This window comes from Nocardiopsis codii (assembly GCF_036327455.1).
GTDB classification, from domain to species: Bacteria; Actinomycetota; Actinomycetes; order Streptosporangiales; family Streptosporangiaceae; genus Nocardiopsis; species Nocardiopsis codii.
Genome location: NZ_JAUZMY010000047.1, coordinates 1 through 14,269 on the forward strand (window position 1 = coordinate 1; position 14,269 = coordinate 14,269).

The window sequence follows — 14,269 nt, forward strand, 5'->3', positions numbered from 1 at the left end:
TTCAGGGTGGCGTAGACCTCGGAGGCGCGGCCGAGGTTGGCGAGGCTGACATTGGGGACCTCGATGCCGGTGAGGACCTTGATCGCGTTGCGTGAGGAGTCGGACATGTTCGGGTCCAACGGCATACCCGTCTCCTCCTCTACCCCCTGGCGTTGCTACGCGGCACGAACGTAACACCGGAGAATCCGCGCGGATCGCCTTCCCATTCCCCGGTCTGGCATCATACTGCGGGGTTCCAGGTGGATTCCTCAGGGTCACGGGTGCGCTTCGGCGGTCGTGCAAGGTTTCTGGAACGCGGTCCGCCCAGTCGGCGCGCCGAGTACTTTGGTGTGTCCTGCGTTCGGAGTCGGATTTCTGGCTCCTGGGACCACGTGACCCTTGAAGGAGGGCATTGTGGGACGTCGTGGATACCCCGCCGAGGGACATCCGGTCCAGGTCGCCGTCCTGGTCCTGGGCAGGGCTGTTTCATTCTCGGTGAGCGGTGATGTTCGTGCTGGTCACGGAACCCCGATCACGTCGATCGGGCGAGTGAAAGCCTTATACGACACCCGCCGGATCGCGTCGGGCAGGGTGTTCTGCCCCAGGCCGGACAACAACACGATGGCGACCGCGAGGTCAGCCTGACGCGCGTGGCCTTTTCAGTGCCTTCGCGCGAGAAGGCGTCGGTCTCGCCGGCGTCCTTGGTGATCTTGCGGACGCTGGCGTCACTGACTCCGTGTCGTGCGCCTATGACTCGTGTGGACCCGTTCTTGGCGCGGATGTCTTCGAGGATGGCGGCGCGCTGTTCGTCGCCGATGGGCTGTCCCTGGGCCACCACACCCTCACCTCCGCCCGTTCCTGCTGCACACTGGTGTCCCGCGTCGCCCGCTCCGACGTCCCCCTACCGGAGGTGTGTCGTGAGGCTGTTCGTGGTGTGCGCTGCTGTGGTCCTGGTGGCGTCGGGCTGTTCTAGTGCCGACGCTCCCGTGGAGGAGCCAACCCCGTCTGAGGTTGAGGTGCAGTCGCTTGTCGAGCTGGAGCCCTCGCTCGTGCCGGTGGATCCGATGTCCGCTCAGATCATCTGCCAGGACCTCAGGCTGTGGGACGCGTACCGTCAGGCGGATCTGCCGCAGGAGGCGGAGGTCATGGCGGAGGTGGGTGAGGACATTGCCACGAGGGCGCTGGAGCAGGACGCGGAGCCGGGGTTGCGCGAGATCGCCCTGGAGCACGAGGGGGACGCGCCTGCCATGGTGGAGGCGTTGATCCCGTGGTGTCAGGAGCACACTGAGGTGTCGAATCCGACGTCGCCGTGGTGAGTCGCCCGGCCGCTCGCCTACCCCCTGTGGGCGGCGGCCGAGACGTGTATGGGTCAGTCCTTGTTGGACTCGATCTCGTTGGCGAGCGCGCGCAACGCCCTGACGAGCGTGGTGTTGTACTCGTCCGGGATATCTGCGGAGAACTCCGCTACGACGTCCGGGCTGTTGTTCATGAACTGGAGGCGGGCGCGTCCGGTCACCCGTGGGTCATCGGTGGTGGGGACGTACACGCCGCGCGTCATCCCCGACCGTCGATCGTGAAGCAGCTCGCGTCCTTGAACGCCTTGCCTAGATCCGAGTCGGACACGACCGGGCGGACGTGAGCCTTGGGCTTGTCGTCCTTGGACTCTCGCCCGGCGTGCGGGTGCTTGGGCCAGTCCTGCCCGTCAGCGCACGGCCAGCAGAACAGCTGGTCGAGGTAGTTCTCGTAGCTGACCCGGGTGGACCCGCAGTCGACACACCGGTCGGTGCGGCCCTCGTCGTCGGGTCCGGGCGAAGCCTGCTCCTCGAACTCCAGACTTGCCGTGCGGGTGAGCCCCACGCACGTGGGGATGGACCGCGCCTCCACGGCACCAGCGACCGTGTGGCTGCGATCCCGTTCCCCCCGGTCGCGTTGGGGTGGGCGGAGTCGCGTTGGGACCGGTTCGCGACCGACGAGGACAGGAAGCACCTGGCTGGGGACTCGTTGACCTACAGCGACATCCACGGGGACAACGTGCTGCTGTCCGGGGACCGGACGTGGCTCATTGACTGGGCGTGGCCTACCCGGGGTGCGGCGGTCATCACGCCGTCGTGTCTGGCTGTTCAGCTCATCGCTGCCAAGCACTCCCCGGAGTCCGCTGAGGGGTGGGTGTCCCAGTTGGAGGGGTGGAAGGAGGCGACTCCTGAGAGCATCGCCGCGTTCGCGAGGGCGGACGTGGGCTTGTACCGGTGGCAGGTGGAGGCCCGCCCGGAGCAGGAGTGGTTGAAGGCGATGCTGGCAGCTACGGAGGCGTGGGCGGAGCACCGGGGCTGCCGGTAGGGGGTGGGGGCTCTGGTCGTGGTGGTGTTCTGCCCCCGGGGTAGCCTGAACCCGCAGAACCATAAGAACCGCACCCCGTCACCAACATTGACGGGGTGCGGTTCTTCGCGTACAGGGGTGTTCGTTGGGTACCGGGGCCTACACGCTGGACCAATCGTGGCACGTCGTGTGGGGGTTCGTGGCCTCCTCGGTCATCGCGTGCGGGGCGACGGTGTGACCAGTTACCCCATGTCGCGGGGGTGGGGGCGGCCGTTTGTGTGGGGTGGCCGGTTCCAGCCAACCCGGTGACTCCCCCACCACGGCGGGTTACTGTCCGTGTTGGGCTCAGGGCCCGATGGACCAACCACCACCTCACCGAGACGAGGCAGCGTGACCATCACCCCCGAACGACCGATCACCGCTCCCGGCATGATCTGGCTCGACCTCACCCGCGCCTGCCAACTCGAATGCGCCCACTGCTACAACGCATCCGGGCCTGACGGCGACCACGGCACCATGACTCGCACTGACTGGCTGCGCACCGTCGACCAGGCCGCCGACACCGGAGTCCGCCACGTCCAGCTCATCGGTGGGGAACCCACCCTGCACCCCGACGCCCTGGAGATAGCCGAACACGCCCTGGGCCGCGGGTTGAACGTCGAGACCTACAGCAACCTGGTGCACGTCTCCCCGGCCTGGTGGGCACTGCTCCAGAGCCCCGGCATGTCCCTCGCCACCTCCTACTACTCGCACGATCCCGCCCGACACAACGCCATGACCGGCCGCCCGGCGTCCCACCGGCACACCCGACGCAACCTGGTCAAAGCCCTCACCCTCGGCATCCCGACGCGGGTCGGCATCATCACCACCGACGGCGAAGGGGTGGAGGAGACCCGGGACGAACTCGAAGCCCTCGGCGTGACCCGGATCGGCGTCGACCACGTCCGCCCCTACGGGCGCGGCGCCAGCGGCCAGGAACCGGACTGCTCGGGTCTGTGCGGGGCGTGCGGAGACAACCGGGCCGCAGTCTCCCCGGACGGGTCGGTGTCCCCGTGCGTGTTCACCACGTGGATGGGCGCGGGAAACGTCCACACCGAAGAGCTGGTCGATATCCTGACCGGCCCCGACATGGCCCAAGCCCGCCGGCAGATCACGGCCGCCAGGAAGGACGACGACCCGCCGCCGCCGAACCCCATCGTCACCTGCGAGCCAGACAACTGGTGCACTCCGGGAGGCCCCGGCAGTAAGTGCGACCCCCGCCACTGAGGACACCATGATCCCGTTCACCGAACTCATCCACCCCCACACCGGGGACATCAGCGACGTCCGCCCCATCAACGAAGGGCACAGCTGGAGCACGAACTTCATCATCAGAAGCGAGCGGGGGGAGTTCTTCGTCAAGGGGGTCCCGAACCGGCCGGGGGGGCGCCTGGACTCCGCCAGGCGGGAGGCGGACATCAACCCGTTCGTCCGGGGCCTCAGCCCGACAATGCGGTGGGAGGCCGAGGACGAGCACTGGTTCGTGATGGGCTTCGACGCCGTCGAGGGGCGGCCGGCCAGCTTTAGGCCGGGCTCACCCGATTTGGGGCGGGTCGTGGACATCCTGAACCGTGTGGCTGCGATCCCGTTCCCCCCGGTCGCGTTGGGGTGGGCGGAGTCGCGTTGGGACCGGTTCGCGACCGGCGAGGACAGGGAGCACCTGGCCGGGGACTCGTTGACCTACAGCGACATCCACGGGGACAACGTGCTGCTGTCCGGGGACCGGACGTGGCTCATTGACTGGGCGTGGCCTACCCGGGGGGCAGCGGTCATCACGCCGTCGTGTCTGGCTGTTCAGCTCATCGCTGCCAAGCACTCCCCGGAGTCCGCTGAGGGGTGGGTGTCCCAGTTGGAGGGGTGGAAGGAGGCGACTCCTGAGAGCATCGCCGCGTTCGCGAGGGCGGACGTGGGCTTGTACCGGTGGCAGGTGGAGGCCCGCCCGGAGCAGGAGTGGTTGAAGGCGATGCTGGCAGCTACGGAGGCGTGGGCGGAGCACCTGGGGGCCCGGTAGGGGGTGGGGGCTCTGGTCGTGGTGGTGTTCTGCCCCCGGGGTAGCCTGAACCCGCAGAACCATAAGAACCGCACCCCGTCACCAACATTGACGGGGTGCGGTTCTTCGCGTACAGGGGTGTTACCGGCCGCGCACCGCGTTCACCAGCGCGGTCCACTCCGGGGCGGGCACCGCGAGGTGGCCCAACTCCCGGTTCTGCGTGTCGCGGATGCCTGTGACCGGCCCCTCCGCAACCTCCACGCAGTTACCGCCTCGGCCATCACTGTAGCTGGACTTGTGCCAATTGTTCATATTCACCGAGGTTCCTTCACATGTTGAACCAGTTCAAGCGTCGCTTGGGACGATAGCGCTTCGGCCTGCATTGCACTGAAGAGGGTCAGCGTCTCGGTAACCAGCTCCGCGGACTCCAGGATCTCACCCCCGACCGCATGCTCCGCGTAGAGCACCATCCTGCGCTTATCCAGCGACGCGAGTCGGAAGGGGGCGCACAGGCCTGGGTGAGACTCCAGCGGGAGGGCTTGGAGTCGGATGCTACCCCTGCCTACTAGTTCCTCGACCCACTCCAGCTGTTCCACGAGGACGTCACGGGACCCTATGGGCCTGCGCAGTACAGCTTCGTCAAGAACGAACCAAAGGGTGACCCTTCGTTCGATCAGCTCGTGGAGTCGCGCAGTGCGGGCGATGACGAGTTCCTCGACTTCGTCGTCACTAGCCTGCGGGTTTCGTGCCTCAATCAGGACACGAGCGTAGTTCGGAGTCTGGATCAATCCAGGGAACAGGATCGATTGGTACTCCCGGATGTGAACAGTCTTCCGTTCGAGCGCCAGAGCGCTTCGGAAGTCTTCGTGAACCCGACCCTCTTGACGTGTGTCCTTCCAGAACTGGAGAAGTTCGCCGTTTGTTGCGAACAGGACTTCCAGTTTGTCCACATGCTGGCGTTTCGCTATACGGGTGGCGCGTTCGATCGCACCGACCATGGAGCCGGTCACTCCGAGCCTCAGTCCAACGTCGGGTAGCGATAATCCCAGCTCATCGCGCCGACGACGAACTTCCTTGCCGAATGGCACCCACTTGCGGTGAACCTCTTGAGGCATAGGAACATTCAACAACAGACCGCAACTCTTGGCTACTCGAAAAGTCAAGGAAAGACAGTTTTCTAGTTGCCATAGACCGTGGAGCTGGGGTTGTGCATAGTCGTGATGGGTCGCCCCTTCCGGCGGGGGAACACGGAAGGGGCGGCCACTTCCGGGCACGAAAAAGCCTCGGCGGTCGCCGTTAACGACCTCCGAGGCCAAAAGCCCCACCTGTCCCGCAAAGACACGAGGTGAAGCAAATGCAGCATACCGGCACCGCCGCGTCACCCCAAGACCCCACCCCCGAGGCCGGAGTCCCGTACCCGCACCGCATCCGGTTCGAGGAAGCCGGCCGTCACGGCATCATCCTCGGCCACGGACCCGACACCACCGACCTCGTCAACTGGGTGCACGCCGTGGTCCCCGGCCCGGTGGCGAAGCGGGTCGAGCAGATCGCGGTCGCCCTCGTCTCGAACGCCCACAAGCACACCCGGTCCGGGGACCCCGGAGGGAACGTACGGGTCGTCATCGGTATCGACCCGTTCCTGATCCGGGTGGCCGTCACCGACAACGGTCCCCGCCGGGACACCGTCATCCCCTACCCCCGGTCGGGTTCCCTCCGCCTCTCCCCTCTGCCCGGTCTGCACCTGGTCGAACAGCTCGCCATCTGCTGGGACTGGGACTGGGAGTGGAAGGGCACCACGATGGGTCCGCTCACGATCCGCGCGGTGGTGGAGAACCCATGAAGTGGAACCCCGCCCACGACCGCGGGCAACAGCAGGTGGCCGCCGCCCTCACCCGCGACCACCTGCCGTACTGGTGGGTGCGGTGGTCCTACCCCGATCGCTGGTGGGAGGCCTACTTCACCGGCCCCGCAACGGTCACCCCGCTCAGGTCCGCGGACCCCGCCGAGCTGTCCCAGCGGATGCGGTCCACCCTCGTGGAGTTGGCCAAGGGCCGCCTCCGATGAAGCCCCGCCGGGTCACACACACCCGGCGGACGGTGCGGCGATGACGCACCTCCCCCCACTCCCGGGAGGATTCCGCCGCCGCACCACACCCCGCCCCGGGACCGGCCGGCTCCGGGGCGGGGGCCCACCCTCGCGGGGCCGGTCGTACTTCCCCGGACCGGCCCCGCCCACCACCTGGACGGAGACCCCGGTGCCCGCCCCTCGACCCGGCCCGCCCAACTCCGACGGCCTGCTCACCCCCGGCGAGGTCGCCCGCCTGTTCCGGGTGGACCCCAAGACCGTCACCGCATGGGCCAAGGAAGGCCGCCTCCAGTCCGTCAAAACCCTCGGCGGGCACCGCCGGTTCTCCAAGGCGCAGATCAGCGACCTCCTGAACCCGGGTGACGGCCCGGTCGTCCAGGCGTTGGAGCACGCCCGGGGGTTGGCCGCCGACTCCGGGGACCACACCGCCGCCGAGCACATCGCCGCCCTGATCACCACCCTCCGCACCCGGGAGCCCCGATGACCCCCACCTGGAAGATCACCCCCACCCACATGGACGGGCACCCCGCCGTCGAGTTCCAACGCCCCTGGGACGCGGAACCCACCACCATCCGCGTCCTGGACCCCGACCGGGTGCGTACCGACCTCGAAGCCCTGGAACGCATCGAGGCCGCCAACTCGGGCTGGTTCGCCGGGTTCCTCCACCGCCATGTCCCGGTCACCCACCTGGACGGCCTGTGGGCGCAACACCCCGGCGACGTCCTGGTGGAAGCGGACACCGTCACCGACCTGGTCGCCCTGATCGCCGCGGCCCGCCGCGAACACGGCCTGTAGGAGGCCCTGGTGACCATGCCGATGAGGCACCCGTATGCCAATGACGGGACCCCGCTCATTCCCCGGTACATGGCCTACGCGGAGACCGTCGCCCCCGGAGTGAGGGAGCTGCGGGAACGGTCCGCCGCGGACGCCGCCGCCGGGCTGGCCCGCCTGGTCCAGATCTCTGCCCAGCAGGAGTTCGACGCCGCGAAGGCCCGCCTGGAAGCCGCCCGGGAACGGGTGGACGCCGTTGACACCGCGCACCTGACCGTGTGGGTCCGCCACTGGCAGCACCGCGTGGCCCCTTGAGACGCCCACATCGCCTCGGTCCCGATGACCTGCCTTCAGGCCCTAGCCCTCCTGCTGGCCGGTGTGGTCGCAGAACTCGCGGTACGCGCCCTCCTGAACGGCGCCTACCCCCTCCCCGACACGGGCCGACCGTGCTCCTGCCCGGACTCGCGTCGACCATCACGATCCTGACCGCGACCCTGCCCGGGTGGGCGGGCGTCCGCTCGGCCGAGCTCTGCACGATGGTGGCGGCCATCGCCGTGCTGTCGGGGCTGGCCGCCCAGGGGGAGGCAGCCCGCGTCCCCCTCCTGCGGCACACTGCCCCGCCCCCGCTCACCACGCGAGATGAGCCCTTAGCGCCTGTGGCATGTCTTCAGATAGCTGAGGAACGATGCTTGCAGCCCGGTGACGTGCGTCTCCTGCAACAACGCCTTCGAAACCTGCTCCGACCGCCCCCGGGTGTGCAGCTGTTCCAGCGTCGCAAGGACGTGACGGGCCATGCCGCGATAGAACGGAACCTCTCCCAGCAGCTCGGCTTCGTTCAGCGTGATGTGCAGCCGTGGAGCGGCTGCGTCCTCGCCGAGTTCTGGCAGGGCTTCGACGAGGGTGAAGATCTGGCTGTCCGCACTGGCCACACCGGGGCTGCCCGCACCGACGCTCGCGAAGAGTCCTGTCTCGCGCAGCCATGCGTAGAGGGCGAAAAGACCTCCGTAGGAGTAGCCGAAGAGGCCGTGCCCGGACTCGCTGACACGCAGCTTCGAGCGCAGGTGGGGGTGGAGTTCGCCGGTCAGGAAGTCGAGGAAGACGTCGGCGCGGGCTTCCTCCAGCTCCGCGAGGTAGGCGTCGATCTGCTCCTGGGTCATCGCGCCCGACTCGCGGGCTGCGGTGAGGGTGGCCAGCATGTCGTCACCGAGGGGTTCCCCCGGCGGCACGAGGTCGCGGTTGCGAATCTGTGCCCAGGCCGCGGCCTCCTCACCGGTGTACCCGACGGTGACCTGGATGTAGGGGGCGATCGTCAGATACGGGTCCGCCTGGGTGACGATGAGGGGCGCGGTGAGGCCGACCGTCCAGTTGCCGTCCAGCACGTAGATCAGCGGTAGGGGATCCGTGGAGTCCGCGTACCCGGGGGGTGTGGTCACCCAGACGCCGTAGCGGTGCCCTGACCGGGCGGTCACCTCCAGGTACTCCGTGTCCTGCAGGCAGCCGTGCAATATCCCGCTCATCGGGTTTCTCCCTTCATGGTGTGCCCGCTCTTGAGGACGGGGGGCGGCCGTGTCCGGATCGGCGAACACCTTCGGGTCGTGGGGCGGGCCCTGTCGCCGGGCGGCCATGTCGGCCTGCGTCCCGGCGCGGATCGTCCCGGCGGTCTCGTCCGGACCGAGGGTGTCGGCGTCGATGCCGGTGGCCGACACGAACCATGGATCGGTCACCGGACCTCCACCGGCGGACGGCGGCCCATTGTCCTCAACAGTGGTGAGTTGACTGTGCGGTAACGTACTCAACAGTGGTGAAACTGTCAACGGAGGCAACGTGAGATCGCCGGTGGGGGAAGGGAAGACGCGTCTGCTGGAGGCGCTGTTCGACGAGTTCGGCGGGAACGGCCCCAGCCCGAACCTGTCGATGCGCCAGGTAGCGGAGCGGCTCGGTGTGCACCACACGTTGCTGACGTATCACTTCGGGTCGCGGCCGGGTCTGCTGCGTGCTGTGCTGGCGGAGGCGCGCCGCCGCGACAACCTCGTCATCGCCGAGACGAGCGACGAACTCGGGTTCGCGGCCCTGTGCGGAGCCATCTGGGACTTCTACTCGGACCCCGCGCACGAAGACCGCACCCATGCCTTCTTCCACCTGGTCGGGCTCGCGGTCTATGAACGCGACGCGTTCCAGGAGCTCGTCGTCGACATCGACGGCCTGGCGCACCTTCTCGAAGCGGCGGCTCGTCGCGACGGCGCCACGGAAACCGACGCCAGGCGGCAGAGCATCATCGCGACCGCGGGTCTGCGAGGACTCCTGCTGCAAAGGTTGCTGACCCCGACCGCCGAGGTCGACGCCGCGGCCGAGCGCTTCATCGCCTCGTTGGCGGCGTTCGAGGGTGATCGGGAGCCCGAATGAGATGAGCTCCGAGAACCGACCGGCGTGACAACGGGCCCCGCCCGGACGCGGAGCCCGTTGTCCTTCCTGCCCGGTCACCTTCGACATCGACAGCCTCGACCCCGGTCCCGCCCCGACCCCACCCGCGCCCCGACCCCACCCGCGCCCCGGGCACGCCCGTGCCCGGGTCCGTCGGCGGCCTGCGTGCGCGAGGTGGCGCGACCGCCGACCAGGGCGCGTGCCCTCTACGGGTGCAGGACGATCTTCCCCACGTGACCCCTGCGGGCGAGTTCCTCCTGCGCCCGGGCGGCCTGCTCCAGCGGGAACGTCGCCGCGATGACGGGCTGCACCGCGGCCCGGCGGGCCAGGTCCATGAGGAGGCCGAAGTGCGTGGGCGTGTGCATCGCGGAGCCGATCACCTGCGCGTTGTGCAGGTAGAGGCGGCGCACGTCGAAGGTCGCGCCGTACCCGCCGAGCGCTCCGGCGATGACCCACCGGCCGCCTTCGCGCAGCAGCGGCAGCCCCTCGCTCACCAGGTCCCCGGCGACGACGTCGAGCGCGACGTCGATGCCCTCGGGGGCGGCGGCGCGGACCTGCCCGACGACGTCCCGTGCGCGGTCGAGGACCTCGTGTGCGCCCGCCTCGCGCACCGCGTCGATCTTGGACCCGCTGCTGATGGCGATCACCCTCGCACCGCGCGCACGTGCGATCTGTGTCAGGGCGAGGCCGACGCCCCCGGAGGCCCCCGAGACCAGGACGGTCTCCCCCTCCCGCATCCGGCCCCGTTCGATCATGCCCAGCGCCGTGCCGTAGGCGGTCGGCAGCGCGGCGAGCTGGTCGTCCGTGAGCGGGGATTCCGTCACGTCGTGGGCGTGCCCGGCCGGGGCGGTCACGTATTCGGCGTAGCCCCCGTCGCGCTCGCTCCCCATCAGGCCCACCGGGTTCGCGTCCGGCCCGTCGCCGTCGTAGATCGCCGGGTCGACGACCACCCTGCGGCCGACGAGGCCCTCGTCCACGCCCGCGCCCACTGCGACGACGCGGCCGGCCACGTCGGCGCCCTGGATGCGCGGGAAGTCGAGCGGGCCCCGCCAGCCCGACAGCGCCTCCGGGTCTCCCGGGCGGCCGTAGGCGCCCTCCCGGGTCCACAGGTCGGTGTTGTTCAGCGCCACCGCGCCGACCCGGACCAGTACTTCTCCCGCCTGCGGCGCGGGCACGGCCACCTCCGCCAGTCGGAGGACCTCCGGTCCTCCGTGCTCTGCGATCCGCACCGCGCGCATGGTCTCGGCCACACTCATCGTCTGAACCTCCTCCTGGTTATACCGATCGGTGAACTTCTTCCACGGTACACTGATCTGTAAACCCATGCCACCGTGGACCGAACAGAGAGGGTGTCCGATGCAGGAAGCCCGGCCCGTGTCGCCGGCAGGCCGCCGTATCGCGGAAGCTGCCGCGGAGCTGTTCTACGACCGCGGGATCACCGCGGTCGGAGTGGATCTGATCGCCGAACACTCGGGCGTGACCAAGCGGACCCTGTACAACCAGTTCGGTTCGAAGGACCGCCTCGTGGAGCTCTACCTCGCCGAGCGCGACCAGCGCTGGCGCGCCCTCGTCCGCGCCGCCGTCGACGCCTGCGACGACCCCGTCGAGGCCGTCACCGCACCCTTCGACGCACTGCGGACCTGGAGCGAGACCAACACGCGCGGATGCGCGTTCATCAACGCCCTGGCCGAACTCCCCGACCCCGCGCATCCCGCGCACCGCATCGCCGCGGACCAGAAGCTGTGGCTGCTGGACCTGTTCGGGGAACTCGCCGTCGCGGCGGGCTGCCCGGACCCCACGGCCCTCGCCACCCGGCTCCTCGTGCTGCACGAGGGCGCACTCGCCACGCAGCCGCTCCCGATCGACACCCTGTCGCACAGCGCCGACCTGGCGCGATCCCTGGTCCGAGCCGAGGCGCCGCCCCGACGGTGAGGGCATCGGCCGTCCGGCGGCCGGGGCCTGCGAGGGCCGGGAACACGAAGAACGGCGGGCGCCCTTCGGAGCACGTACCAGGTCCGGGGGAGGAGATGCCGGGAGCGTGTTTTCACGAGCGTGGAAATGCGCGCTCGGGATGCCCTGACCTTTTGCCGCCGGGGCGCTCGACGAGGAGCGGGACGCCGCCTGCGGAAGGCTCATCGAACTCGAACTGAACCTCGGACGGCATTCCATGGTCGTCGGCGAGCTCCACCGGATGACCGCCCGTTTCCCCGCACGGGAGAAGCTGCACGAACACCTCATGGTCGCCCTGTGCCGCAGCGGGAGAACGGCCGAGGCGCTGGAGGCCCCGCGGATGCCCGCTGCCTCAGGCGGTCCCCGCGCCCTCTTCTTCGATCATCGCCACCAGTCTCGCCAGCCCCTCCTCGAACTCCGCGTCCCAGTCGACAGGGAGGTCCAGCACCTCTCCCAGGCGGTGGTGCGCCGGCAGCTCCCCGGGGTCCAGGCACTCGCGCCGCTCCCGGGTCCCGAGGTTGCCCTCCCCGAAACGGCCGCTCACCTCCGAGACGGCGAAGCCCAGCACGAACGTGCTGAACATGCGCTCCCAGCCCGCCACCCGCTCGTGGGGGATCCCCGCGTCCATCAGCGCGCCGTACAGGGGGTCCACCGCGCGTATCGCCTCCGGTAGCACCACGGGCCTGTTCAGGAGCACCGAGAACGTGCGCGGGTACCGGTGCGCCGCCGCCCTGGCCCCGCGGGCGCAGGCGAGCAGCCGTTCGGGCCAGTGCGCCCGCGGGTCGGGCGGGGGCACCTCCTGCAGAACCCGGCCGACCAGCCAGTCCAGGAGCTCGTCCTTGCTCGCGAAGTAGCCGTACAGGGCCATCGGCGTCAAGCCGACCTCGGCCCCGATCGCGCGCATCGACATGGCTGCGAGACCTCCGTTCTCGGCGATGCGCAGAGCGGCGGAGAGGATCTCTTCCCGTCTTTCTTGATTTATCTTTCCCATGGCCATACTTTACGCCATAGACAATGATTCTTTACACCGAACAGAATGGGTGGCTGCGGCATGTTGGAGGCATTAGGTCTGGTGAAGGCGTACGGGTCGGTCAACGCCCTGGACGCTTTCACCCTGGTCGCCCGGCCGGGGGAGATCGTCGGACTCGTCGGGCACAACGGGGCCGGCAAGACCACCTTCGCCCAGATCGTCTCCGGGCTTCTGCGCCCCGACGGCGGACGGGTCCTCGTCGACGGCAGGGCCCCCGGCGCCGCACGCGGCCTCCTCGGGCTCGCGCCCCAGCACATCGCGCTGTACCCGACGATCACCGCCCGGGAGACCCTGCGCCTGTTCGGGGGACTGCAAGGGCTGCGCCGGCGCGAGCTCGGCAGGGCGGTCACCGAGATCGCCGAGGCCCTCCAGCTCACCGACTTCCTCGACCGCAGGGTCGGCATCCTCTCCGGCGGCCAGCAGCGCCGGGTCCAGGCCGCCGCCGCGATGGTCCACAAGCCCGCGCTCCTCCTCCTGGACGAACCCACCGCGGGCGTGGACCCCGAGACCCGCCAGTCCCTGCTGGAGGTCGTACGCGACCGCGCCCGGACCGGGGCGACGGTCGTCTACACCACCCACTACCTTCCCGAGCTCACCGAACTGGGGGCCAGCATCGCCGTCGCCCGCCAGGGGCGGGTCATCGCCAGGGGCGAGGCCGGCGAGCTGCTCCACGGACTCCCCGGAGAGGTCCGCCTCACCTTCGACGACGAGGAGATGCGCGTCCCCACGACCGACCCCACCGCCACCCTGGCCCGGATGCTGGTCGAGGCCACCAAGCCCGTGCGTTCGGTGGACCTGCGCCAGCCCACCCTCGACGACCTCTACCAGGCGGTGGCCCATGCGCACTAACCTCCCCCACCGCCTGGCCCTGCTGGTGGGCCACAACACCACGCTCCGGCTGCGCGACCCCGGCCACCTGATCAGCTACCTGGTCATGCCGATGGTGCTCATGCTCGTCTTCAGCCCGCTCTACAGGGCCGCGCTTCCCCACGGCGGTGAGGCCCAGGCGGTCATCGGCATGCTGGTGATGTTCTCCGTGCTCTCCCTGTCCGTCGTGGGCACCGCCCTGCTGACCGAACGCACATGGCGGACCTGGAACCGGATGCGGGTCACCCCGGTCTCGGTCGTGGAGATGCTCATCGGCAAGGCGTTGCCGGTCTTCGTCCTGCTGGTCGTGCAACAGACGATCCTCATCGTCTTCGGGGCCCAGGTCGTGGACATGCCCGTCACCGGGTCCTTCGCGCTGATCCTGGCGGCGGTCTGCGTGTGGTCCTTCGCCCTGCTGGCCATCGGCGTGGCCCTGGCCGGCGTCGTGCGCAGCCACGGAGAACTCGCGGCCATCTGCGACGTCGGCGCGCTGACCGTGAGCGCGTTGGGCGGAGCCCTGGCCCCGATCACGATGATGCCCGCCTGGGCGCAGGCCGTCGCGCCCGCCTCCCCCGGCTACTGGGCGGTGACCATGCTCAAGGCCGCGGTCGCGGGGGAGCCCGACACCGTCGCGCGGGCGGCGCTCATCCTCGTCGCGGTCGGAGTGGTGGCGGGTGCGCTCGCCTGCGTCCGCATCAGCCGGGGCCTGAAGGAACTCCAGGGGTAGGGGGAGGGCCCCGCCCCGGCGCCGGGGCGGGCCCGCCGGGGCCGCGGCAAGCCCGTGGGGCCCGTGTGCCGCCTCCACGGGCCCGGCGGGACGA

The 14,269-nt window shown here is 69.4% G+C and carries 19 protein-coding genes and 2 pseudogenes; 14 read left to right on the forward strand and 7 right to left on the reverse strand.

What is annotated here, in order from left to right:
- The first annotated feature begins 896 nt into the window (after nt 1-896).
- On the forward strand, nt 897-1,295 hold the full coding sequence (locus tag Q8791_RS29340) for a hypothetical protein (RefSeq protein ID WP_330095094.1): 399 nt from the start codon (nt 897-899) through the stop codon (nt 1,293-1,295).
- A gap of 53 nt (nt 1,296-1,348) precedes the next feature.
- On the opposite strand, the gene Q8791_RS29345 is transcribed toward Q8791_RS29340, so the two are convergent.
- Nucleotides 1,349-1,537: a hypothetical protein gene (locus Q8791_RS29345; RefSeq protein WP_330095095.1), complete on the reverse strand. Its 189-nt coding sequence runs from the start codon at nt 1,535-1,537 to the stop codon at nt 1,349-1,351.
- Complete coding sequence (locus Q8791_RS29350; protein WP_330095096.1) at nt 1,534-1,836, reverse strand: hypothetical protein; 303 nt, start codon at nt 1,834-1,836, stop codon at nt 1,534-1,536. The genes Q8791_RS29345 and Q8791_RS29350 overlap by 4 nt, the downstream gene beginning before the upstream one ends.
- 42 nt (nt 1,837-1,878) lie before the next feature.
- Here Q8791_RS29350 and Q8791_RS29355 point away from each other — a divergent pair, with 42 nt between their 5' ends.
- The 3 genes from Q8791_RS29355 to Q8791_RS29365 all read left to right on the forward strand — a co-directional run bounded on the left by Q8791_RS29355 (nt 1,879) and on the right by Q8791_RS29365 (nt 4,345).
- Nucleotides 1,879-2,316, forward strand: a complete 438-nt coding sequence (locus tag Q8791_RS29355) for a hypothetical protein (RefSeq protein ID WP_330095097.1) — start codon at nt 1,879-1,881, stop codon at nt 2,314-2,316.
- Between the two features lie 369 nt (nt 2,317-2,685).
- Complete coding sequence (locus Q8791_RS29360; protein ID WP_330095098.1) at nt 2,686-3,561, forward strand: radical SAM protein; 876 nt, start codon at nt 2,686-2,688, stop codon at nt 3,559-3,561.
- Between the two features lie 7 nt (nt 3,562-3,568).
- Nucleotides 3,569-4,345, forward strand: a complete 777-nt coding sequence (locus Q8791_RS29365; RefSeq protein ID WP_330095099.1) for a protein kinase family protein — start codon at nt 3,569-3,571, stop codon at nt 4,343-4,345.
- Nucleotides 4,346-4,465: 120 nt separating this feature from the next.
- Here the strand turns inward: Q8791_RS29365 and Q8791_RS29370 are convergent, their stop codons facing one another.
- Together Q8791_RS29370 and Q8791_RS29375 are read right to left on the reverse strand one after the other, a co-directional pair.
- On the reverse strand, nt 4,466-4,636 hold the full coding sequence (locus Q8791_RS29370) for a DUF397 domain-containing protein (protein WP_330095100.1): 171 nt from the start codon (nt 4,634-4,636) through the stop codon (nt 4,466-4,468).
- 2 nt (nt 4,637-4,638) lie between these two features.
- Nucleotides 4,639-5,439, reverse strand: coding sequence for a helix-turn-helix domain-containing protein (locus tag Q8791_RS29375; protein WP_330095101.1), 801 nt, complete (start codon nt 5,437-5,439; stop codon nt 4,639-4,641).
- A 239-nt stretch (nt 5,440-5,678) separates the two neighbouring features.
- On the opposite strand from Q8791_RS29375, the gene Q8791_RS29380 reads away from it, so the two are divergent.
- The 5 genes and pseudogenes from Q8791_RS29380 to Q8791_RS29400 all read left to right on the forward strand — a co-directional run bounded on the left by Q8791_RS29380 (nt 5,679) and on the right by Q8791_RS29400 (nt 7,495).
- Nucleotides 5,679-6,164 (forward strand): ATP-binding protein, encoded by a 486-nt coding sequence (locus Q8791_RS29380; RefSeq protein ID WP_330095102.1) that lies wholly within the window; start codon nt 5,679-5,681, stop codon nt 6,162-6,164.
- A complete protein-coding gene (locus Q8791_RS29385; RefSeq protein WP_330095103.1) occupies nt 6,161-6,388 on the forward strand; it encodes a hypothetical protein in 228 nt (75 codons plus the stop codon). Before Q8791_RS29380 ends, Q8791_RS29385 begins: the two co-directional genes overlap by 4 nt.
- Nucleotides 6,389-6,578: 190 nt before the next feature.
- A pseudogene (locus Q8791_RS29390) lies at nt 6,579-6,761 on the forward strand (BldC family transcriptional regulator); the annotation flags it as partial.
- A gap of 128 nt (nt 6,762-6,889) precedes the next feature.
- On the forward strand, nt 6,890-7,204 hold the full coding sequence (locus Q8791_RS29395) for a hypothetical protein (RefSeq protein WP_330095104.1): 315 nt from the start codon (nt 6,890-6,892) through the stop codon (nt 7,202-7,204).
- A gap of 9 nt (nt 7,205-7,213) precedes the next feature.
- Entirely contained in the window at nt 7,214-7,495 is a 282-nt protein-coding gene (locus Q8791_RS29400) for a hypothetical protein (protein WP_330095105.1), read from the forward strand.
- A gap of 332 nt (nt 7,496-7,827) precedes the next feature.
- Here the strand turns inward: Q8791_RS29400 and Q8791_RS29405 are convergent, their stop codons facing one another.
- Entirely contained in the window at nt 7,828-8,904 is a 1,077-nt protein-coding gene (locus Q8791_RS29405; protein WP_456238165.1) for an alpha/beta hydrolase, read from the reverse strand.
- A 100-nt stretch (nt 8,905-9,004) separates the two neighbouring features.
- On the opposite strand from Q8791_RS29405, the gene Q8791_RS29410 reads away from it, so the two are divergent.
- Nucleotides 9,005-9,583 (forward strand): TetR/AcrR family transcriptional regulator, encoded by a 579-nt coding sequence (locus Q8791_RS29410; RefSeq protein ID WP_330095106.1) that lies wholly within the window; start codon nt 9,005-9,007, stop codon nt 9,581-9,583.
- 224 nt (nt 9,584-9,807) lie between these two features.
- Here the strand turns inward: Q8791_RS29410 and Q8791_RS29415 are convergent, their stop codons facing one another.
- Complete coding sequence (locus Q8791_RS29415; protein WP_330095107.1) at nt 9,808-10,857, reverse strand: zinc-binding dehydrogenase; 1,050 nt, start codon at nt 10,855-10,857, stop codon at nt 9,808-9,810.
- 118 nt (nt 10,858-10,975) lie between these two features.
- Here Q8791_RS29415 and Q8791_RS29420 point away from each other — a divergent pair, with 118 nt between their 5' ends.
- Nucleotides 10,976-11,533 (forward strand): TetR/AcrR family transcriptional regulator, encoded by a 558-nt coding sequence (locus Q8791_RS29420; protein ID WP_330095108.1) that lies wholly within the window; start codon nt 10,976-10,978, stop codon nt 11,531-11,533.
- 175 nt (nt 11,534-11,708) lie between these two features.
- A pseudogene (locus Q8791_RS31900) lies at nt 11,709-11,873 on the forward strand (BTAD domain-containing putative transcriptional regulator); the annotation flags it as partial.
- A gap of 30 nt (nt 11,874-11,903) precedes the next feature.
- Here Q8791_RS31900 and Q8791_RS29425 read toward each other — a convergent pair.
- Complete coding sequence (locus Q8791_RS29425; RefSeq protein WP_330095109.1) at nt 11,904-12,542, reverse strand: TetR/AcrR family transcriptional regulator; 639 nt, start codon at nt 12,540-12,542, stop codon at nt 11,904-11,906.
- 60 nt (nt 12,543-12,602) lie between these two features.
- Here Q8791_RS29425 and Q8791_RS29430 point away from each other — a divergent pair, with 60 nt between their 5' ends.
- Nucleotides 12,603-13,430, forward strand: a complete 828-nt coding sequence (locus Q8791_RS29430) for an ABC transporter ATP-binding protein (protein ID WP_330095110.1) — start codon at nt 12,603-12,605, stop codon at nt 13,428-13,430.
- Nucleotides 13,420-14,175, forward strand: a complete 756-nt coding sequence (locus tag Q8791_RS29435) for an ABC transporter permease (protein ID WP_330095111.1) — start codon at nt 13,420-13,422, stop codon at nt 14,173-14,175. Before Q8791_RS29430 ends, Q8791_RS29435 begins: the two co-directional genes overlap by 11 nt.
- Nucleotides 14,176-14,269 lie beyond the last annotated feature (94 nt).

Coding starts and splice junctions, on each gene's coding strand:
- Q8791_RS29375 (WP_330095101.1), bottom strand. CDS start 5,439: ATGCCTCAAGAGGTTCACCGCAAGTGGGTGCCATTCGGCAAGGAAGTT.
- Q8791_RS29365 (WP_330095099.1), top strand. CDS start 3,569: ATGATCCCGTTCACCGAACTCATCCACCCCCACACCGGGGACATCAGC.
- Q8791_RS29345 (WP_330095095.1), bottom strand. CDS start 1,537: ATGACGCGCGGCGTGTACGTCCCCACCACCGATGACCCACGGGTGACC.
- Q8791_RS29430 (WP_330095110.1), top strand. CDS start 12,603: ATGTTGGAGGCATTAGGTCTGGTGAAGGCGTACGGGTCGGTCAACGCC.
- Q8791_RS29380 (WP_330095102.1), top strand. CDS start 5,679: ATGCAGCATACCGGCACCGCCGCGTCACCCCAAGACCCCACCCCCGAG.
- Q8791_RS29435 (WP_330095111.1), top strand. CDS start 13,420: ATGCGCACTAACCTCCCCCACCGCCTGGCCCTGCTGGTGGGCCACAAC.
- Q8791_RS29415 (WP_330095107.1), bottom strand. CDS start 10,857: ATGAGTGTGGCCGAGACCATGCGCGCGGTGCGGATCGCAGAGCACGGA.
- Q8791_RS29385 (WP_330095103.1), top strand. CDS start 6,161: ATGAAGTGGAACCCCGCCCACGACCGCGGGCAACAGCAGGTGGCCGCC.
- Q8791_RS29370 (WP_330095100.1), bottom strand. CDS start 4,636: ATGAACAATTGGCACAAGTCCAGCTACAGTGATGGCCGAGGCGGTAAC.
- Q8791_RS29395 (WP_330095104.1), top strand. CDS start 6,890: ATGACCCCCACCTGGAAGATCACCCCCACCCACATGGACGGGCACCCC.
- Q8791_RS29425 (WP_330095109.1), bottom strand. CDS start 12,542: ATGGGAAAGATAAATCAAGAAAGACGGGAAGAGATCCTCTCCGCCGCT.